This is a genomic window from Pseudomonas laurentiana (assembly GCF_014648275.1).
In the GTDB taxonomy this organism is placed as follows: domain Bacteria; phylum Pseudomonadota; class Gammaproteobacteria; order Pseudomonadales; family Pseudomonadaceae; genus Aquipseudomonas; species Aquipseudomonas laurentiana.
Map to the genome: position 1 here is coordinate 86,658 of NZ_BMQU01000006.1, position 18,761 is coordinate 105,418.

Sequence of the window (18,761 nt, forward strand, 5' to 3'; positions counted from 1 at the left end):
AGGGTGTACGCGGGCTGGTAACCCTTTAACCTGAATACCTGCCTTACGCCTTGAGAACCTGCCATGACCTACCTGATCCGCGATGCCGTTCATGCCGACCTGCCGGGCATCCGTGACATCTACAACGACGCCGTGCTGAACACCACCGCGATCTGGAACGAACAACCGGTCGACCTGGATAATCGCCGGGCCTGGTATGAGGCACGCCAAACACAACAGTACCCGATCCTGGTGGCCGTCGACGCAGCCGGTGAGGTGCTAGGCTACTCATCATTCGGTGACTGGCGTCCTTTCGAGGGCTTTCGCCACACGGTCGAGCATTCGGTCTACATCCGCGCCGATCAACGTGGCAAAGGCCTTGGCCCGGCATTGATGCAGGCCTTGATCGAACGCGCACGGACTCGCGGCAAACACGTGATGGTGGCGGCTATCGAAAGCGGCAACCAGGCGTCGATTCACCTGCATGAACGCCTGGGTTTCACCCTGAACGGGCACATGCCTCAAGTGGGGGTGAAATTTGGCCGCTGGCTGGACCTGACCTTCATGCAACTGATCCTCAACCCGGGTGCACAGCCCATGGAGTGACCGCTGATGAATGCTGCCCAGTTACACCGCGTGACCCACGAAAGTTTTGCGCATTACCGCGACGGCCTGGTCGCGCTGTTGCTTGACGCCGTGCGCCAGGGCGCATCGGTTGGTTTTCTCGCGGACCTCGACGCACAGCAGGCCAACAACTATTTCGACGAGGTCAAGGCACGCCTGACCTCGGGCGAGTTGCTGCTGTGGGTCGTCAGCAAAGACAAGGATGTGCTGGGCAGTGTTCAACTCAGTTTGTGCCAGAAGCCCAATGGCCTTAATCGTGCCGAAGTGCAGAAGCTGCTGGTGCATGGCAATGCCCGCCGACGCGGGCTGGGCCAGCAGTTGATGCAGGCGCTGGAGCACGCGGCCCGCAAAGAACGGCGCGGCCTGCTGTACCTGGATACCGAGGCGGGGTCAGAGGCCGAAGCGTTCTATCGGTCGCAAGGTTACACCCGTGCAGGAGAAATTCCCGACTATGCCTGTGGACCGGATGGCGCCTACCGGCCGACCGCGTTGTACTACAAGCTGCTGTAGCCGGTAGCGTGGCTCGGGGAAGGCCGGCGCCGGCAGCAAGACAACCTGGGTCAGACCTTTAAAAAACGTCCCAGGCGCTGCCTTAGCATGCTGTTCTCGCTACGCAGTTGCTGCACTTCCTCCAGCAGCTCGAGCGCCAGCGCGACGCCTTCCCACTCCAGTTGCAGGTCGCGCTGCAGTTTCGCTGCGCGCCTGGCCAGGACCGAGGCCTGCTCATCGAACAACCACTCTTCCGGCGTTCGCCCTGAAGGTTCAACAATGCCGTGTTCGACAATTTCGATCACATAGGCCGCCGGTAGATCGGCTTCCTGACAAAAGGTCTGCATATCCAGTTGAACGATCAGGGTGCTCATACTCAGCTACTCCATTGTGCTCTCGGATTGAACCCGGCCTTCTCCGACAGTTTGGTCCACAGCTCGCGGGTAGCGGCATCGGACTGGCTCGGCATCACGACCTTCAACTGCGCATAGAGGTCGCCACGCTCGCCCTGCTTGTTGGCCAGGCCCATGCCCTTGACCCGCAGGCGCTGGCCGCTCTGGCTATCCGGACGAATGGTCAGGTTGATCTTGCCGGTCAGGGTCGGTACCGCCACCTTGGTGCCCAGTGCCGCCTCCCACGGTGCCAGCGGCACCGTGATGATCAGGTCATGACCTTCGACATCGAACAGCGGGTGGGGTGCCATGCGAATGGTCAGGTACAGGTCGCCATTGGCACCACCGCCAATCCCCGGCGCACCCTGGCCCTTGAGGCGAATACGCTCACCGTCAGTGACACCGGCAGGAATCTTCACGTTCAGCGTCTTGGTGGTATCCCCGGTGCGCTGGCCATGGCCGTTGTATTGCGGCACCTTGAAGCTGATCTGCTTCGACTCGCTGGACAGCGACTCTTCAAGGAAAATCGCCAGTTCCATTTCCACGTCTTGCCCTCGCCGCCCGGCACTGCGTTGCTGCTGGCCACGGCCAAATGGGCTGCCGTTGCCACGCCCGCCGGCACCAAAAATAGAACTGAAGAACTCGGAAAAATCGCCACCCGCAAAACCACCACCGGCACCGGCACCACCACGGCTTTCCCAACCCGGAGGCCCCTGGAACGGCCGGCCATGCTGACCGTACTTGCGCAACTCATCGTACTCGGCGCGCTTTTCCGGGCTGCTCAGCGCCTCGTAGGCCTCGTTGGCCTCCTTGAATTTTTCCTCGGCGTCACGCTCCTTGCTGACGTCAGGGTGATATTTGCGCGCGAGCTTGCGGTAGGCAGTCTTGATCGCCTTGTCATCCGCCGTCGGCTCTACGCCCAAAATCTTGTAGTAGTCTTTGAAGTCCATCTAAGGAATCACCATCAGTTATCGAATGCATCACTGCTTATAGAGATTGGGGTCAAGCATAGCCTTTCAAGACGCCCTGCGGTTTGCTCCCGGACAGATATTCGGTCTTGATTCTGCCGGTGGCTGGCATAAACTGCGCGGCCGTTTTTCCCCCGGAACCGCATTCCATGAATCACGCATCCCCGGCCCGTGCCTGCGGCATCGACTTCGGCACCTCCAACTCCACCGTCGGCTGGCATCGCCCAGATGTGGAATCGCTGATCGCCCTGGAGGACGGCAAGATTACCCTGCCGTCGGTCGTTTTCTTCAACATTGAAGAACGCCGCCCGGCCTATGGTCGGCTGGCCCTGCACGAGTACCTGGAAGGCTATGAAGGCCGCCTGATGCGCTCGCTGAAGAGCCTGCTGGGCTCCAAGCTGATCAAGCACGATACCAGCGTGCTCGGCACCGCCCTGCCGTTCAAGGACCTGCTGGGGATGTTCATTGGCGAGCTGAAAAAGCGTGCAGAAGCCAACGCCGGCCGTGCCTTCGACGAAGTGGTACTGGGTCGCCCGGTGCATTTCGTCGACGACGATCCGGTGGCCGACCAGGAAGCCGAAGACACGTTGGCCGAAGTGGCCCGCAAGATCGGCTTCAAGGAGGTCTCATTCCAGTACGAACCCATCGCGGCAGCGTTCGACTATGAGTCGAGCATCACCGGTGAAGAGTTGGTACTGATCGTCGACATCGGCGGCGGTACCTCGGACTTCTCCCTGGTGCGCCTGGCGCCAGAGCGGCACATGCTCGATGACCGGCACAGCGACATCCTCGCCACTGGCGGCGTCCATATCGGCGGTACCGATTTTGACAAGCAACTGAGCCTGCAAGGCGTCATGCCTCTGTTCGGTTACGGTAGCCGCATGAAAAGCCAGGCGCTGATGCCAACCAGCTATCACCTGAACCTGGCCACTTGGCACACCATCAACTCGGTGTACTCGCAAAAATCCCAACTGGCCCTGGGCAGCATGCGCTACGACATCGAAGACACCGGTGGCATCGACCGCCTGTTCAAACTGATTGAACAGCGTGCCGGGCACTGGCTGGCCATGGAAGTGGAAGAAACCAAGATTGAGCTGACCCACGCCGACAACCGCCGCGTTGACCTTGGCCGAATTGAACCCGGCCTGGACGTGAACCTCACTCGTGCCCTGTTCGAGGCCTCTATCGAAAACCTGCTGGAGCGCGTGCGTGGCAGTGTCGATGAGCTGCTGGGCAAGGCAGGCGTCAGTGTCGAACAGGTCGATACGGTGTTCTTCACCGGCGGTTCCAGCGGCATCCCGGCGCTGCGCCAAAGCGTGGCGGCCATGCTGCCCAACGCTCGCCATGTCGAAGGCAACATCTTCGGCAGTATCGGCAGCGGCCTGGCGATCGAGGCGCGCAAGCGCTACGGCTAAGAGGCGCTACACGTACATCAATACCCAAGGACGGGATCTTCACAAGGAACGGAAATGATGAACATGCGCGCACTGATCCTTGCCTTCACGCTAGCTCTGACCGGCTGCAAGGAAACATTCCTGACCCTGCATTTTCAAACGCCGGTACACAGCCACGACCTCTACAAAGCGGTCAATGATACGTATCTCAACGCGCTCTATACCGCGATGAGTACCCGTGGCATTGATCCTGAACAGGTCGACCTGGAGCTGGACGAGAACGATAACCGGGTCATTCACGTGAAGGTGAGCGACACGCTGGGCGCAGAACAGCGTGCGACCCTGCAAACGTTGTTCGAGGAGGTTCCAAAGGCGCGTGCAGCCACCTCCTGGGAGATCGACATGGTGCTGGAGCCGGATGCCAAGGAAGCGGCTGGCTTAAGTACGCAGGAGCGGCAACGGCTGAGCCACTTCACGCAACCGATCGGCCTGACGCTGAAACTCGATCCGGAACTGAAAATGTACGCCAGCGCCTCAGCGGCCGAGCGTCGACAAGCCCGCCTGAACGGCACTGAAGTGGAAACCGAAATGGACTGCCATTTCTCCGCGGATATCTCGGGCGCCGTGCCGTTCAAACTGCTGGCTATCACCCAGTTGCCCGGCAGCCCACCGGAACGTGCACTGCTGCGCTACTCGCGGAACACAGGCTACCCACCTGCAGAAATTCCCGCGCATTTCCTGTTCAAGGACGCCGCCTTGCAGCAAAAGATCGAGCGTGGCGAAGTCCGGCCCTGGCAGGAAACCGTCATACTGGACGCGAATCCAGCGGGCGGCTTCACCTTGTCACTGGAGTACGCCAGGCTTGGCAGGCATCGGCTCTGGCTGGACCAGCGTCGGGATTGGCGGATGTACAACCTGAGCGAAGACTGCGAAAACATCATCGCTTATGTCGGTCGCCCCTTCTCCCTGTTTGCTGGCAAGGGGCTCGACCGGCTTGAGCGGGTCACAGCCCCATAGGCGCGGGCAGCCCGCCTGCCATGACGACGATCAGACCAGCTCTGCCCGGCGCAGCTCACTCTTCAGGTATGCGTAGTAAATCGGCCCTGCCACCACGCCAGGCAGGCCGAAGGCGGCCTCGAACACCAGCATGGCCAGCAGCAGCTCCCAGGACTTGGCACTGATCTGCCCGCCGACGATCCGGGCGTTGAGGAAGTACTCAACCTTGTGGATGACAATCAGATAAGCCAACGCGGCCATGGCTACCCAGATCGACAGCGACAGGCCCACGATAGTGATCAGGGTGTTGGACATCAGGTTGCCAATGACCGGCAACAGACCCAACAGGAAGGTCAGCACGATCAGCGTCTTGGTCAGCGGCAGGTGCACACCGAACATCGGCAACACCAGGGCCAGGAAGATACCGGTGAAGAAGGTGTTCAGCAGGGAGATCTTGATCTGGGCAAAAACGATGTTGCGAAACGCCTGCACCAGCAGCGCCAACCGGTTGAACAACGCCGCGGCCAACGGTTTTCGCTTGGAGATATCGGGAATCTTCTGCAGGGCCACGATGGCACCCAGGATCATCCCGATCAGCAGGGTGACGAACATGTGCGCCGCCCCCTTGCCTACCAGTTGCAACTCACCCAGGTGGGTTTTTAGCCACTCGCCGATGGCCACCTTGAATTCAGCGGCGCTGGCTGGCAGGTAGGCATCGATAAACGGTGGCAACTGCCCACGCGCCTGATCCACCAGCAGCATGAACTTGTCCAGTGAGGCGCCAGGATTCTCCGCCTCATGCAGAAGGAAACTGATTGCCCCGGCAAACAACAGGGTCAGGGTACTGACCACCAGGGTTCCCAGCAAAGCGACAGCGAGCCAGCGTGCACGCTGGCCGGCGATCAAGTGCTGCAATTTTGGGGTCAGCATATTGACCAGCTCAAACACCAGCAAACCGGCCAGGAGACTGGGAAGCAGCTTGAGCGGCAACACCAGCAACAGGCCGGAAAACACGATGATCCAACTGGCCAGGGTGACTTGGCGCTGGGTGAACGTCATACAACCTCGTCCGGGTACGGTCACAAAGACGGCAGTCTGCCAGCCTTCGACGGGCAGGCATAGTGACCTGTCACTGGACCTCACCTGAAACCCCTGTCCTCAAGGGGCTGCTCGCACCCGATCAATCGATAAAGCCAGTGCTATTTCTTCTTCAGGCAATCGCTCATGAATGCCTTGCGTTCGTCGCCTTTCAACGCTTTTTCACCGGCAACTTTGTTGCACATCGTCATTTTGTCCTGCTGACTCATGGGCGCAGCAGGTGCAGCCTTGAGGCAGGTGCTCATGAACGCCTTGCGCTCATCGCCCTTCAGGCTTTTGGCAGTGGCCTCGGCATTGCAGGTCTTCATTTTTTCCTGTTGCGCGGTGGCCGCAAAACCTTGCGAACACAGCAACAGACCTACCATCAGCAATGGCACGTGCAACATTTTCATGGAGTCGTCTCCTTGTCGCCGCGCCCTGCGCGCAGCCTCGCCGTGAGTGTAGACAAGAATTTTTACACCTTGCCTCTCGCCAAGAGCCGAGGTTACATCCCGGCTGCCTTCAGGCGCGCCGCGTGCTCACTGAACAATCGCACAGGTTCAGCCCCCTTGCCGACAGCACCCAGCGACTGATTGACGATATCCAGATGGTCGAACGGGTAATCGTCACGAATGACTTCGCCCAGGTGCGAGCTGTAGCGTCCGACCATACCGTCGCACTGCCCCGCCTCGCGCACAAAGGTACGGGCGAACAATCGGCAGAAACGGTTACTGCCATCGAAGCGGTTCAAGCCTTTATCGGTGACCCCTGGCTGGAGCGTGCCGGACCAGGAGTAGTAACGCACGCCATTGACCGAGGACGGCCCGTGACCGCCCCAGGTATCCGGCAACCCTTGGGGATACTGCTGATTGAACAGCGCAACGCCAGCCGTGGTCAGTGAATGGTGCGCGGCGTGGACATCAATCGGTAGCCGAGGGCCGCGCCAACCGGTTTCCAACCATACGATCAACACCCCAAAAATATGCAGGGTCCCCTTGAGCAACCGCCCCCTGACAGAGCCGACGGGATAGCGCCTGTGCAGGTGGTCGGCCAATTCCGAGCCGTGATTGGGGCCGGCAATCGATGTCACCGAAGCCACCCATTCCGGGCGCTTGGCCGCCACATAACGCGCACTCAGTGCGCCTTGGCTATGGCCCAGCAAGTTGACCTTCTCGGCCCCCGTCTGGCGTCGAATCGCGTCGATGTGCTGCAACAGTTGCTCCCCCTGTACCTCACTGGCGTGCAGGGGTGAGACAGGCACGGCAAACACGGTAGCGCCCCCCCGGCGTAACGCCGGAACAATGCCAAACCAGTAGGGGTAGAGCAGCAGGCGCACAAAGCCAAACATGCCCGGTACCAGTACCAGTGGATAACGTGTGGCAAGCGGCTGCGACATCGCATCAGGCTCCTGATCAGTGCACAGGACTCCACATTACAACCCCGGCAACGACAACCGCAATCGAGTCCCTAGGGGGCCGAGAAGGTGATCTCGTCAGTCTTGCCCGCTTGCATCTGCGCCAGTACCGGCGTGCATTGGTTCGGCTCATCACCACTGGGGGCGACCAATGCCAGCAAGCCTGCCGCCGGGGCAACCGCCACCCCCAAGGCGACCAGGCCTGCACCACGCAACATCAAGGGCACCGCCTGCACCCCGGCACTCGGTTTGGCGAAGGGCCCACGCACATACAGCGGTGAGCGTAACGACAACAACCGTAAGCCTTTGGACTGCGGGTCGATGTTCAGGTCCAGTTGTTCCTGGGCCAGGTTGGCCGTACCGTCGATGTTGATAATCGCGGTCTCGGTATCGAGTACAAACAACCGGCTGGTGGCCAACCCCTCCTTGATTCCGATATCGGCAGCGGCACAGTTGATCTTCACTTCCTTGTCGCCAAACAGTTTGCCGATCACATAGTTGCCGACGTTGAGACCGGCGATTTCCATCAGGTCACGGCTGATCGCACCATCGTTGATAAGCATCTTCAGTTCACCGCTGGCAGTGCCCAGCAGAGCCGCTACCGAGTTGCCGCGCCCGTTCAGGTCAGCATCCCCGTTCAGTTCACCAAAACTGGTCTGCATGGGTTCAAAGCCAGGGAACAAGGCTTTCAGCTTGAGGTTGCGGGCACTGAGCTGAGCGCGCCCCTGCATCGGCACCGTGCGGCCATCGAGATGAACCTTAAGCCGCAGGTTGCCACCGGCCACGCCAAAGTGCAGCGGTTCAAGGCTCAAGATGCCATCGTCGAGCAGAACGTGAGTCGACAGGTCGCTGAAGGGCAGCCTCGCACCGTGTTCAATACGCTTGCCACTGAAACTCACGTCAGCATCCATTGCCCGCCAACGTTCAGTACGGAATGCCTCCACCGGCAGCACCTTGTCGGTTGGCTGCTCGCTCACGCCACCCCGGGCTTTCTGCGCGGTACTGGTATCGGCACCGATCAACGGTGCCAGGTCCTTGAACAGCACCTGGTTGGACACCAGCGCACCGCTGAGCTTGGGTCGTGGCTGACGGGCAACAAACGTCAGATCGCCATGAATGTCACTTTCACCAATCGTGCCGTTGAAGCCCTCATAGCGGAACACCGCACCACCAGGCTCTCGCAATTTGGCAGTCAAATGGCCGTCCGTTGAATAGCTCGGGGAATCGGGCAAGGTCACCCCGGTCAACGGGTACAGATTGCCCAGGCTCGCCCCGGCAAGACGCAGGCGCAAGTCAAGCGCGCCAAGGTTGCGCGGGTCAGTCAACGTACCCGCGAGGATGACGTGGGTGTCACCGCTACGCAGATCCGCCTGCAACGGGAACGGCTGACGCGCGTCTTGAATGGCCAGCAAGCCACCGACCTTGCCATGCCCGATCAACGGTTGGCCCTGATAAAGGCCTTCGACCTTGACCCCGAATGCGTAGTCCTGCGCGTTTCTCTTCTGCGCCGAGGCCTGACCGACGATGTCACTGAACGGGATCGGTTTACCCAGCGGGTCGATCACCAGATTCAGTTGAGTCTTGAGGATCTGGTCGTCCAGGCGCATCTGCCCCTCGTCAAAGCCGATGGCCCCGATCTCCACTGACCATGGAGAAGGCTCGGCCTGACTGGCCACGTCAAAGGTCCAGTTTGCGCGCCCGTTCGCCAGGCGTTTCAGGCTGGCGGTCGGCTGTTTCAGGTCAATGCGCGGGATGACGACCTGACGCACCAGCAGTGGCAACAACGACAGGCGAAACTCGACACGCTTCAAGCCGACCATTTGAGTGCCCGCCAGCCAATCCGGATTGCCCAGGCTCAGGTTCTCGGCGCGAACATGAGCGGTGGGCACCCAGGCGCGCCAACCCTCCAGTTCGGCATCACGTTGCCAGCGAACAGCCAGATCGCCATTGACGGCAAAGGGCCGATGCAAAGCTTCGGAAACCCGGGCATTGAGTAGTGGCTTGATACGGTTCCAGTCGAACGTGGCGATGAACACGGCCAACGCGGTCAACACCAGAAGCAGGCTGGCGAAGGCCCAGGTAAGAATTTTGGCAGGGCGCGTCATTGCACGGTTCTCCAGTCACTGCATGGCAAAAAGCGGGCGCTTTGATAGCACTCTTGGTGTCGGACCAACGAAATCCCCAAGGGTTTAATCCGGCGTGCATGATACCGGCGTTTTCCCGGACCCGGCGGCCAACGCCCCCCCGTACGTCCGGTAGCAGCGTGGCGCCTCGAACGGCTCCCCTGCTGCGGCACATGGCTGGAAGACGCGGGTTAGAGAGGCCGCAGCAAACTATCAATCCTGTTGATTGTTACCATTACCTTTATGCACTTTTCCATCTGATTTCTGGGAGTAGCATTGGCGCCGTACCCACTTTCCAGCCCTTTCAAGGAGCCCTATCCCATGAAACGCCAACTGCTGCTTAGCCTGTCCTTATCCCTTCTGGCTGCCCATGCGTTTGCGCTGCCGGCGGCCGAACAAGCCCTGTCCGCCGAAGTGCGTTCCAGCAGCGCGGTGATCAACCGTTCACTGGATACCCTCGCCGAAGGTGGCGCGGACCGCCTGCTCGAACGCAACCGTATTGCCGAGGGAGGCGCCGACCGCCTGCTCGAGCGCAACCGTATTGCCGAAGGGGGTGCCGACCGTCTGCTGCAGCGCGAACGCGTCGCCGAAGGCGGCGGTGATCGCCTCATCGAAAGAAACCAGCGCGTGAGCTGATGCCTATGCCGAACAACAAGATCATCAAACGCGCTGACACCCCTCCTCCTGGCCCGGTCATTTGAACCGGGCTTTGTTTTTCCGGGCCAAGGCAATACAGTGCAGGGCCGTTTAATTTGCGGATCGACACGTCCCATGCTGCCGCGCGCCGAACAAAAGCAACTGACTCGCCATGCCCTTCTGGATGCGGCTCGCCAACTGATGGAGAGCGGACGTGGCTTTGGCAGCCTCAGCCTGCGTGAAGTCGCCAAGAGCGCCGGCATCGTCCCGACCGGTTTCTACCGGCACTTCAGCGATATGGATGAACTGGGCCTGGCATTGGTCTACGAGGTGGATGAAACCTTCCGCCAGAGCATTCGTCTGGTCCGACAAAATGAGTTTGAACTGGGCGGCATCACCGATGCATCGGTGCGCATTTTCCTGGATATCGTGGCCGCCAATCGCGCGCAATTTCTCTTCCTCGCCCGTGAGCAATACGGGGGCTCGCAAGCGGTTCGCCAGGCCATTGCCACCTTGCGCGAAGGCATCAGTTCAGACCTCGCTGCCGACCTTGCACTGATGCCGCGCTGGCACCATCTGGACGCCGCCGCACTGGCAGTCCTTGCCGACCTGGTGGTCAAGACCGTGTTCGCCACCCTGCCGGAATTGATCGACCCGCCCGCCGAACCACTGGAACACCACCTTACCCCCGAGGCCAAGATCATCCAGCAACTGCGCTTCATCTTCATTGGCGCCAAGCATTGGCAAGGGCTTGGCACGCCCGGGTGAGCACAGCAGAAGCCGGCCACGGTTTCCTGCTACCATGCGCGCAAACGCACCTGCCGCGACGATTTAGACCCATGCCCGACCTGCGCAATGCTCAGCCCGAACTGCCCGCCCTGCTGACTGACGTCCAGCAGCACTTCGCCCAGCGCATCGTGCCACTCTGGCAAGGCGCGGGCTGGAACGCACAGATGGCCTTGCCCTTTGAGGCATTGAGCCCAGAGCACCAACCACTGCCCGTTCAACGCTACCGCGCCATGGCCTGTGCCCGGCAGTTGTACCTGTTCGCCAGCCGTATCGAGCAGCCAGGCGCCCGTGAACATGCAGCAGCCCTGTTCCGCTCGTTGCAACGGCATTTCCACGATGCCGAGCACGGGGGTTGGTTCTACAGCATCGACGCCCAGGGCGCACCGCTGGACCGTCGCAAAGACCTCTATACCCACGCCTTCATCATCTTCGCCTGCGCTCACTATTGGAGCAGAGTCCGCGAACCACTGGTGGAGTCGACCCTCAACGCGGCCCTGAGCGTGGTCAGTGAACACTTCAGCCGCGATGACGGTCTGTACGAAGCCAGCCTGGCGGAGGACTGGTCAAGCCTGGACAGCGGTCCACTGCAAAACCCACTGATGCATCTGGCTGAGGCATTTCTGGCGACCCTGAGCGTGCGCAAGGACACCGCAGTACAACAGGCGCTGGAAGCCTTGGCCGAGGCGATGCAGGCCCACTTCATCGACCCCGAACACGGGGTCATGCTGGAGAAGCCCCGCACCGCTGTGGATAACTGGTTTGAACCGGGCCACCAGTTCGAGTGGTACTACCTGCTGGCGTCGTCGCCGTTGCTGCGTGGCAGTGCGCTGCACCAGTCTATAGAGCGAGCGTTCGGCTATGCCGAGCAGCATGGCGTGATGGCCGGGGCGGTGCTGGCGATGCTCAACACCAAAGGCGAGGTGCGGGACGCCACCCAACGCATCTGGGCGCAGGCGGAGTACCTGCGGGCACTGGCCTTGCGGCCGGGCGCCGAGGCCAAGGTGCTGGCACAGTTGAAGGCACTGCAAGCGCGCTTCCTGCATGCAGGCGGCTGGTACGAGTGCCGGGATGCCAGTGGCAAGGTCAGCCGCAACGATATGCCTTCGACCACGCCTTATCATCTGGCGACCTGCCTGGAAGGACTCCAGCTTCAGGTCTGACACCATCGCGGCCCCCACAGGCATGCGCTAACACCTGTGGGCTTGCTGCGATGAGGCCCTCAGGCCTTGCTGGAACGATCGATCGAGAACCCCGCCCATGCCTGGCTCACCGGCATCAGCTCCAGGCTGTTGATGTTGATGTGGGCCGGCTGATTCATGATCCAGAAAATGGTCTCGGCGATGTCCTGTGGCTGGATCGGCTCCGCCCCTGCATAAGTGGCGTCATAGCGCGCCTGATCACCACCGAAACGCACCAACGAGAACTCACTCTCACACAGCCCCGGCTCAATGTTGGTGACGCGTACACCTGTGCCTTGCAGGTCACAGCGCAGGCTTAGGGAAAACTGCCCAACAAACGCCTTGGTGCCGCCGTACACGTGGCTGCCAGGATAAGGGTAGTTACCCGCCACGGAACCGACGTTGAGAATGGTCGCGCCACGACCATGGGCGATCAGTCGCGGCAACAGCAAACGGGTGCTGTACATCAGCCCCTTGATGTTGGTGTCGACCATGGTGTCCCAGTCATCCAGGTCACACGTCGGTGCCGGGTCTGCGCCCAGCGCCAGGCCGGCATTGTTGATCAGCCCACGCAGCGTGGCGAACGACGGCGGCAAGTTGGCAATGGCCTGTTCCATGGCCTTGCGATCACGAACGTCCAGTACCAGGCCCAGCACTTCGGTCTGTTTCGACAGCTCAGCGCACAGGGCATCGAGACGTTCCTGGCGGCGACCGGTCAGCACCAGCGACCAACCCGCCTCGGCAAATCGGCGCGCACAGGCTTCGCCGAACCCCGACGTCGCGCCAGTGATGAAAACGGTGGAAGTCATGCAATTCTCCTTGAGTTGACTTGCCCACAGGCAAGCGGGCGGCTGGATTTGCAGCATGCCCGCCAAGCCTCAGGGCAGCAAGTCGATTCTACGCCTGTACAAAAAACGAGCAATCACGCAAGAGTACCGTCGCAGAGGGCCTGGCGCAGGTTGTACGCACCTTATCCACAACCCCTTCCACACAGTCTGGGGGCAACTTTCAGTGCTGACGAACCGCGGTGAACAACGCAGAAAGGCTCAACGAAAAGTATTTTCCTTGACGTCCCGCCTGCGAGTTGACCCGCGGGACAATCCGCCGAAAGCGCGGTGATAGCGCCAAGCCTGTAATTCTGCCGGTCGCGTCAGTCTTTCCAGTGCTTACTCACAGAGTTATCCACAGGGTTTCTGATTGTTTTTGCCCGGATTTTCCACAGGACAAAACCCTTGACAAATGCTACTGAGTAACACTTTAAAAAGACTGATCAAAAAACAATCAAAACTCTGAAAGCCTTGTATTACATGGGCTGTAGACACCTGCTACCAAGTTACCCACAGCCGCTTCCACACGAAAGGTGGACAACTCATCCACCTTGAACTACCACCAACTGAAGCGACCCGATGTCACGTGTTGCGCACAATCGCCAACGACTTGTCCACATTTTCAGCAGACAGCAAAACGCCCCGGGGATGCCGGGGCGTTTTGCCAAACGTCAATCAATGCCCGCCGAGATACGCGTTACGCACATCCTCGTTGACCAGCAGTTCCTGACCCGTACCGGTCATGCGAATCTGCCCGTTGACCATCACATAAGCCCGGTCCGAGAGCTTCAAGGCATGGTTGGCGTTCTGCTCCACCAGAAAGATGGTCATGCCGGTCTTGGCCAGTTCACGCAGGGTGGCGAAGATCTGCTTGACCACAATCGGCGCCAGCCCCAGTGACGGCTCATCGAGCAACAGCAGCTTCGGTCGGCTCATCAAGGCACGGGCAATGGCGAGCATCTGCTGCTCACCACCTGACATGGTCATGGCGCGCTGGTTACGTCGCTCCTTCAGCCGGGGAAACAGCTCAAACATGCGCTCCATGTCTTCACTGGCGTACTTGTCGCCAATGGGGATGGTGCCCATCATCAGGTTCTCTTCCACCGACATGTCAGGGAACACCCGACGGCCTTCCGGCGACTGTGCAATGCCGTTGGATGCGATGTAGTGGGACGACTTGTGAGTAATGTCAGTCCCACGGTAGATAATCTGCCCACTGGCCGCCCGTGGCTGGCCAAAGATCGACATCAGCAGGGTCGATTTACCGGCCCCGTTCGAGCCGATCAGACTGACGGTCTCACCTTCATTGATGTGCATCGAGACCTTTTTCAGCGCCTGGATCGGCCCGTAGAACACATCGAGTTCTTTCAGTTCGAGAATGGGTGCGCTCATACCAGCTCCTCTTCATCAGCACCCAGGTAGGCGGCAATCACCGTCGGGTTATGGCGAATATCCTGAGGCGCGCCCTCAGCGATGACGTTGCCGTGGTCGAGCACCACGATATGGTCGGAGATGCTCATGACCATGCCCATGTCATGCTCAATCAGCACTACGGTCAGATCATGCTCATCGCGCAGTACCCGAATCATCTTGCTCAACGCTTCGGTTTCCTGCGGGTTGAGGCCTGCGGCCGGCTCATCCAGGCAAATGATCTGAGGCCGGGTACACATGGCCCGGGCAATCTCGAGGCGCCGTTGCTGACCATAGGACAATTCGCCGGCCAGACGGTTGGCGCAATCCACCAGATCAACCACTTCCAGCCAGTAGAAGGCATGGTCCAGTGCATCACTCTCGGCTTTGCGGTAGGCCTTGGTGTTGAGCACTCCGGACAGCAGGTTACGGTTTACCCACATGTGCTGGGCGACCAGCAGGTTCTCCACCACCGACATTTCCTTGAACAGGCGAATGTTCTGGAAGGTACGCGCCAGGCCGGCACGGTTCACCAGGTGGGTACCGCCAAACATTTTGTAGAACAGCCGGTTGGCAAAGCGCTTGGGCGAGAAGAAGTCCGCCACCTGAAAGCGCTCACCCAACAACTGAATCACGTTGGTACGGCTACCGCGCATGTTCAGCTCGATCTTGCCGCCGCTGGCCTTGTAGAAGCCGGTGAGGCAGTTGAACACCGTGGTCTTGCCGGCGCCGTTAGGGCCGATCAGGGCGAAGATGGCATTGCGTTTGACCTTCAGGCTGACATCGCTGAGCGCCTTGATACCGCCAAACTGCATCATCAGGTTATCGACCGAGAGAATAACGTCGTCGCTCATGGCGCCACTCCTTTACGTGGGGTCACACCGGTACGGCTGATGCGAATCAGCCCGCGCGGTCGCCAGATCATCATCAACACCATCAACACGCCAAACAGCAGCACCCGGTACTCGGAAAAGCTGCGCAGCAGTTCAGGCGCCACGGTCAGGACAAAGGCCGCAATGACCACACCCACGGTCGAGCCCATGCCGCCCAATACAACGATGGCGAGGATCAACGCCGACTCGAAGAAGGTGAACGAAGACGGGTTGACGAAGCCCTGATAGCTGGCAAAGAACACACCGGCAAGGCCAGCAGTCGAAGCACCCAGGGTAAACGCCGAGAGCTTGACCAACACATGGTTGAGGCCCATCGAACGGCAGGCGATCTCGTCTTCACGCAGCGCCTCCCAGGCGCGACCAACCGGCATGCGGGTCAAGCGGTGCTTGATGTACAGCACGGCCATCACGACGATGAACAGCACGATGTAGATAAACAGGAACTTCAGGTTGGGGTTGTACTCGATACCGAAGAACTCATGGAACGGCACCCCGCCGTCCTTGGCCCGACGGCCGAACTCCAGGCCCATGAAGGTGGGTGAAGGCACTGGCATGCCGTTCGGGCCACCCGTGAACGACAACCAGTTGTTCAGCACCAGACGGATGATTTCGCCGAAACCCAAGGTCACGATGGCCAGGTAGTCACCGTGCATTCGCAACACGGGAAAACCCAATATGCAGCCCGCCATTGCGGCAGCAATCGCCGCCAGCGGCAACACCGTCCAGAAACCCAGGCCCAGGTACTGATAACCCAGCGCAAGGCCATAGGCACCGATGGCGTAGAACGCCACGTAACCCAGGTCGAGCAGACCGGCCAGGCCGACCACGATGTTCAGGCCCAGCCCGAGCAACACGTAGATCAGGCCGAGGATGACCACGGTCAGCAGGTACTTGTTGGCAAAGAACGGGAAGACGATGGCAATCACGATCAGCATTGGAATGATCCAGCGCAGGCGCGATTTGTAGTCCGGAGCCAGCACGTGCACACCGGAGCCACCGCCCTCGAAGCCTTGCAGAATGCTCAAGCCCTTCTCGGTCTGCAGGAACAGGCTGAGCAGGAAACGCCCCGCCATGACCCCGGCCACCAGCCAGGCGACACGGGTCGGTTGAAGGTTGAAGCTGTAACCGTCCAGCACCACACCGACGATGGGACCGAAGACGATCAGGGAAATCAGCCCGGCGAGAATCGCGTCGATCAGGCTGCGCTTGATATCGATAGCAGAGTTATTGGCAGCAGACATACTTACACCTTCGCCACGAGTGGGCGACCCAGCAGGCCTTGGGGACGGAAGATCAGGATCATCACCAGCAGCGAGAAACTGAACACATCCTTGTAGTCGGAGTTGATCAAGCCAGAGAACAGCGACTCGGAGATACCCAGAATGATCCCGCCGAGCATGGCTCCCGGCAGCGAGCCGATGCCGCCAAGTACCGCTGCGGTAAATGCCTTAATGCCAATGATGAAGCCGGCATAGAAGTCAAAGGTGCCGTAGTTCATGGTAATCAGCACGCCGGCCAGTGCCGCCATGACCGCGCCGATGATGAACACATAGGAGATCACCCGGTCGGTGTTGATCCCCAGGATCGAAGCCATCTTGCGATCCTGCTGAGTCGCACGGCACATGCGCCCCAACTTGGTGAACTTGATGATGTAGGTGAGCAACGCCATACCCACGAAGGCGGCCACCAGAATGAAGATCTTGGTGTAGGTCAGTTGCACGAAACCGCTGCCCACTTCCAGGCGCCAGGCACCTTCGAGCAGTGTTGGCACACCTTGCTGACGCGCACCCTGACTGATCTGTGCATAGTTCTGCAGGATCAGCGAAATGCCGATGGCGCTGATCAAGGGCGCCAGGCGGGTGGAGTTACGCAGAGGCTTGTAGGCAATGCGTTCGATGGTCCAGCCGTAAACACCGGTGACCACGACCGTGAAGATCAGCGTCCCGAGCATCAGCAGCGGGAAGGATTCGATACCGAAGTACGCCAGCAATGCCAGACTGATCGCCGCCAGGTAAGCGGAGATCATATACACCTCGCCGTGCGCGAAGTTGATCATGCCGATGATGCCATAGACCATTGTGTAGCCGATGGCGATCAGACCATAGACAGACCCGAGGGTCAGTCCATTGATCAGTTGCTGCAGAAAAATACCATCCATAACGCAATCTCACGTATTTGAGATTGCACAAGCGCCGACTACGGCGGACCCCGGATAAAGCGGTCCTCGCAGCGCAGGGTTGTGCAGATCTACGAGAAAAGACAGGTACGGCAAAAGCAGGTAACGGCCTGGGCAAACGCAGCGACCCAGGCCGAAGGCCGGTGTTATTTTTGTTTTTCCAGCTGGTGGTACTTGCCGTCCTTGTCCCACTGGTAGACCACATAGTCGGAGACTTTCAAGTCGCCTTTGGCATCCCAGGTTTTCTCACCCATGACGGTTTTTACCGGGTTGGCTTTCAGCCACTTGGCGGCGTCTTCACCCTTGTTCGACTTGGCGCCAGTGAAACCGGCAGCCAGGGCCTGGACCGACGCGTAGGCGTACAGGGTGTAGCCTTCAGGTTCGGTGCCGGCCTTGCGGAAGGCATCGACCACTGTCTTGCTGTCTGGCAGCAGGCGCGGGTCGGCGCCGAAGGTCATGTACACGCCATCGACGTACTGCGGGCCACCGGCAGTAGTCACCAGTTCGTCGGTCACGATGCCGTCATCGGACATGAACTTCACGTCCTTCAGACCTTGTTCACGCATCTGCCGAACCAGTGGACCCGCCTCTGGATGCAGGCCACCGAAGTAGACCACGTCGGCCCCCGCCGCACGGATCTTGGTGACAATGGCGCTGAAGTCTTTCTCGCCACGGGTCAGGCCTTCGTACAGCACTGGGGTAACGCCGCGCTTGGTCAACTGGGCCTTGGTTGCGTCAGCCAGACCCTGACCGTAGGTGTCCTTGTCGTGCAGCACGACAACCTTCTTGCCCTTGAGCACGTCGACGATGTAGTCACCGGCGACAATACCCTGCTGGTCATCACGGCCGCACATGCGGAACATTGCACTAAGGCCGCGCTCCGTCACCTGCGGGTTGGTGGAGCCTGGGGTGATCGCAATCACGCCCGCATCGGCATACACCTCAGAAGCCGGAATGGTCGAGGACGAGCAGAAATGCCCGACGACGCCTGCCACCTTGTCCTGATCAACCAGGCGGTTGGCAACGGCCACGGCCTGTTTGGGTTCGCACGCGTCATCGCCCTTCACCAGCACGATCTTTTCGCCGTTGACCCCGCCTTTGGCGTTGATCTCATCCGCTGCCGCCTGGGCACCTTTCATGTATTGCTCGCCGAACGCCGCGTTGGCACCGGTCATCGGGCCCGCTACACCGATCTTGATGTCGGCCTGAACATACGAAGAAACACCCAGCGCCGTAGCAACGGCAAGGGCCAAGAAGCCTTTCTTGTAAAACGTCTGCGACATGAGGTGGTGCTCCTAGAGTTTTTTTGGTTGGCACTACAACTTTCAGCACTAGCAATGAGCAAGGGCCGTGCCATCGGTTTTACATTCCGAAAAAACTCACGCACAAACTAAGG

Annotated in this window: 18 protein-coding genes and 1 pseudogene; 7 read left to right on the forward strand and 12 right to left on the reverse strand. The window is 59.9% G+C overall.

Annotated features, from left to right (window positions below):
• The first annotated feature begins 63 nt into the window (after positions 1-63).
• Positions 64-585: a GNAT family N-acetyltransferase gene (locus IE038_RS08205; protein WP_163934908.1), complete on the forward strand. Its 522-nt coding sequence runs from the start codon at positions 64-66 to the stop codon at positions 583-585.
• Between the two features lie 6 nt (positions 586-591).
• Positions 592-1,113 (forward strand): GNAT family N-acetyltransferase, encoded by a 522-nt coding sequence (locus IE038_RS08210; protein WP_163934905.1) that lies wholly within the window; start codon positions 592-594, stop codon positions 1,111-1,113.
• A gap of 50 nt (positions 1,114-1,163) precedes the next feature.
• Here the strand turns inward: IE038_RS08210 and IE038_RS08215 are convergent, their stop codons facing one another.
• Positions 1,164-1,466, reverse strand: a complete 303-nt coding sequence (locus IE038_RS08215) for a chaperone modulator CbpM (protein WP_163934902.1) — start codon at positions 1,464-1,466, stop codon at positions 1,164-1,166.
• A gap of 2 nt (positions 1,467-1,468) precedes the next feature.
• Positions 1,469-2,434: a curved DNA-binding protein gene (cbpA, locus tag IE038_RS08220; RefSeq protein WP_189395444.1), complete on the reverse strand. Its 966-nt coding sequence runs from the start codon at positions 2,432-2,434 to the stop codon at positions 1,469-1,471.
• A gap of 167 nt (positions 2,435-2,601) precedes the next feature.
• Between cbpA and IE038_RS08225 the strand changes: the two genes are divergently transcribed.
• Complete coding sequence (locus IE038_RS08225) at positions 2,602-3,867, forward strand: Hsp70 family protein (protein ID WP_163934899.1); 1,266 nt, start codon at positions 2,602-2,604, stop codon at positions 3,865-3,867.
• A 54-nt stretch (positions 3,868-3,921) separates the two neighbouring features.
• Positions 3,922-4,863 (forward strand): hypothetical protein, encoded by a 942-nt coding sequence (locus tag IE038_RS08230; RefSeq protein WP_163934896.1) that lies wholly within the window; start codon positions 3,922-3,924, stop codon positions 4,861-4,863.
• Positions 4,864-4,893: 30 nt separating this feature from the next.
• On the opposite strand, the gene IE038_RS08235 is transcribed toward IE038_RS08230, so the two are convergent.
• From IE038_RS08235 to IE038_RS08250, 4 genes are all read right to left on the reverse strand, one after another.
• The gene (locus tag IE038_RS08235) at positions 4,894-5,901 is read right to left on the reverse strand and encodes an AI-2E family transporter (protein WP_163934893.1); all 1,008 of its coding nucleotides are present in this window, start codon (positions 5,899-5,901) and stop codon (positions 4,894-4,896) included.
• A 140-nt stretch (positions 5,902-6,041) separates the two neighbouring features.
• Positions 6,042-6,332, reverse strand: a complete 291-nt coding sequence (locus IE038_RS08240) for a PsiF family protein (RefSeq protein ID WP_163934889.1) — start codon at positions 6,330-6,332, stop codon at positions 6,042-6,044.
• Positions 6,333-6,424: 92 nt separating this feature from the next.
• Complete coding sequence (locus IE038_RS08245) at positions 6,425-7,315, reverse strand: esterase/lipase family protein (RefSeq protein WP_163934885.1); 891 nt, start codon at positions 7,313-7,315, stop codon at positions 6,425-6,427.
• Between the two features lie 71 nt (positions 7,316-7,386).
• Complete coding sequence (locus IE038_RS08250) at positions 7,387-9,438, reverse strand: AsmA family protein (protein ID WP_163934882.1); 2,052 nt, start codon at positions 9,436-9,438, stop codon at positions 7,387-7,389.
• Positions 9,439-9,777: 339 nt separating this feature from the next.
• On the opposite strand from IE038_RS08250, the pseudogene IE038_RS08255 reads away from it, so the two are divergent.
• The 3 genes and pseudogenes from IE038_RS08255 to IE038_RS08265 form a co-directional block, all read left to right on the forward strand.
• Positions 9,778-10,089, forward strand: a pseudogene (locus IE038_RS08255) (phage infection protein); the annotation flags it as partial.
• Positions 10,090-10,227: 138 nt separating this feature from the next.
• Complete coding sequence (locus IE038_RS08260) at positions 10,228-10,860, forward strand: TetR family transcriptional regulator (protein ID WP_189395445.1); 633 nt, start codon at positions 10,228-10,230, stop codon at positions 10,858-10,860.
• A 71-nt stretch (positions 10,861-10,931) separates the two neighbouring features.
• Complete coding sequence (locus tag IE038_RS08265; protein ID WP_189395446.1) at positions 10,932-12,041, forward strand: AGE family epimerase/isomerase; 1,110 nt, start codon at positions 10,932-10,934, stop codon at positions 12,039-12,041.
• Positions 12,042-12,100: 59 nt separating this feature from the next.
• On the opposite strand, the gene IE038_RS08270 is transcribed toward IE038_RS08265, so the two are convergent.
• The 6 genes from IE038_RS08270 to IE038_RS08295 all read right to left on the reverse strand — a co-directional run bounded on the left by IE038_RS08270 (position 12,101) and on the right by IE038_RS08295 (position 18,648).
• Positions 12,101-12,868, reverse strand: a complete 768-nt coding sequence (locus tag IE038_RS08270) for an SDR family oxidoreductase (RefSeq protein ID WP_163936014.1) — start codon at positions 12,866-12,868, stop codon at positions 12,101-12,103.
• Positions 12,869-13,561: 693 nt separating this feature from the next.
• Entirely contained in the window at positions 13,562-14,278 is a 717-nt protein-coding gene (locus IE038_RS08275; protein WP_189395447.1) for an ABC transporter ATP-binding protein, read from the reverse strand.
• Complete coding sequence (locus IE038_RS08280; protein WP_189395448.1) at positions 14,275-15,150, reverse strand: ATP-binding cassette domain-containing protein; 876 nt, start codon at positions 15,148-15,150, stop codon at positions 14,275-14,277. Before IE038_RS08280 ends, IE038_RS08275 begins: the two co-directional genes overlap by 4 nt.
• Complete coding sequence (gene livM / locus IE038_RS08285) at positions 15,147-16,430, reverse strand: high-affinity branched-chain amino acid ABC transporter permease LivM (RefSeq protein WP_189395449.1); 1,284 nt, start codon at positions 16,428-16,430, stop codon at positions 15,147-15,149. Before livM ends, IE038_RS08280 begins: the two co-directional genes overlap by 4 nt.
• 2 nt (positions 16,431-16,432) lie before the next feature.
• Entirely contained in the window at positions 16,433-17,347 is a 915-nt protein-coding gene (locus IE038_RS08290) for an ABC transporter permease subunit (RefSeq protein WP_065757902.1), read from the reverse strand.
• A 164-nt stretch (positions 17,348-17,511) separates the two neighbouring features.
• Positions 17,512-18,648, reverse strand: coding sequence for a branched-chain amino acid ABC transporter substrate-binding protein (locus IE038_RS08295; RefSeq protein ID WP_163936011.1), 1,137 nt, complete (start codon positions 18,646-18,648; stop codon positions 17,512-17,514).
• Between the last annotated feature and the right edge of the window lie 113 nt (positions 18,649-18,761).

Excerpts from the sequence above, each read along its gene's own strand:
- IE038_RS08205 (WP_163934908.1), top strand. The coding sequence starts at position 64 with ATGACCTACCTGATCCGCGATGCCGTTCATGCCGACCTGCCGGGCATC.
- IE038_RS08210 (WP_163934905.1), top strand. The coding sequence starts at position 592 with ATGAATGCTGCCCAGTTACACCGCGTGACCCACGAAAGTTTTGCGCAT.
- IE038_RS08215 (WP_163934902.1), bottom strand. The coding sequence starts at position 1,466 with ATGAGCACCCTGATCGTTCAACTGGATATGCAGACCTTTTGTCAGGAA.
- cbpA (WP_189395444.1), bottom strand. The coding sequence starts at position 2,434 with ATGGACTTCAAAGACTACTACAAGATTTTGGGCGTAGAGCCGACGGCG.
- IE038_RS08225 (WP_163934899.1), top strand. The coding sequence starts at position 2,602 with ATGAATCACGCATCCCCGGCCCGTGCCTGCGGCATCGACTTCGGCACC.
- IE038_RS08230 (WP_163934896.1), top strand. The coding sequence starts at position 3,922 with ATGATGAACATGCGCGCACTGATCCTTGCCTTCACGCTAGCTCTGACC.
- IE038_RS08235 (WP_163934893.1), bottom strand. The coding sequence starts at position 5,901 with ATGACGTTCACCCAGCGCCAAGTCACCCTGGCCAGTTGGATCATCGTG.
- IE038_RS08240 (WP_163934889.1), bottom strand. The coding sequence starts at position 6,332 with ATGAAAATGTTGCACGTGCCATTGCTGATGGTAGGTCTGTTGCTGTGT.
- IE038_RS08245 (WP_163934885.1), bottom strand. The coding sequence starts at position 7,315 with ATGTCGCAGCCGCTTGCCACACGTTATCCACTGGTACTGGTACCGGGC.
- IE038_RS08250 (WP_163934882.1), bottom strand. The coding sequence starts at position 9,438 with ATGACGCGCCCTGCCAAAATTCTTACCTGGGCCTTCGCCAGCCTGCTT.
- IE038_RS08260 (WP_189395445.1), top strand. The coding sequence starts at position 10,228 with ATGCTGCCGCGCGCCGAACAAAAGCAACTGACTCGCCATGCCCTTCTG.
- IE038_RS08265 (WP_189395446.1), top strand. The coding sequence starts at position 10,932 with ATGCCCGACCTGCGCAATGCTCAGCCCGAACTGCCCGCCCTGCTGACT.
- IE038_RS08270 (WP_163936014.1), bottom strand. The coding sequence starts at position 12,868 with ATGACTTCCACCGTTTTCATCACTGGCGCGACGTCGGGGTTCGGCGAA.
- IE038_RS08275 (WP_189395447.1), bottom strand. The coding sequence starts at position 14,278 with ATGAGCGCACCCATTCTCGAACTGAAAGAACTCGATGTGTTCTACGGG.
- IE038_RS08280 (WP_189395448.1), bottom strand. The coding sequence starts at position 15,150 with ATGAGCGACGACGTTATTCTCTCGGTCGATAACCTGATGATGCAGTTT.
- livM (WP_189395449.1), bottom strand. The coding sequence starts at position 16,430 with ATGTCTGCTGCCAATAACTCTGCTATCGATATCAAGCGCAGCCTGATC.
- IE038_RS08290 (WP_065757902.1), bottom strand. The coding sequence starts at position 17,347 with ATGGATGGTATTTTTCTGCAGCAACTGATCAATGGACTGACCCTCGGG.
- IE038_RS08295 (WP_163936011.1), bottom strand. The coding sequence starts at position 18,648 with ATGTCGCAGACGTTTTACAAGAAAGGCTTCTTGGCCCTTGCCGTTGCT.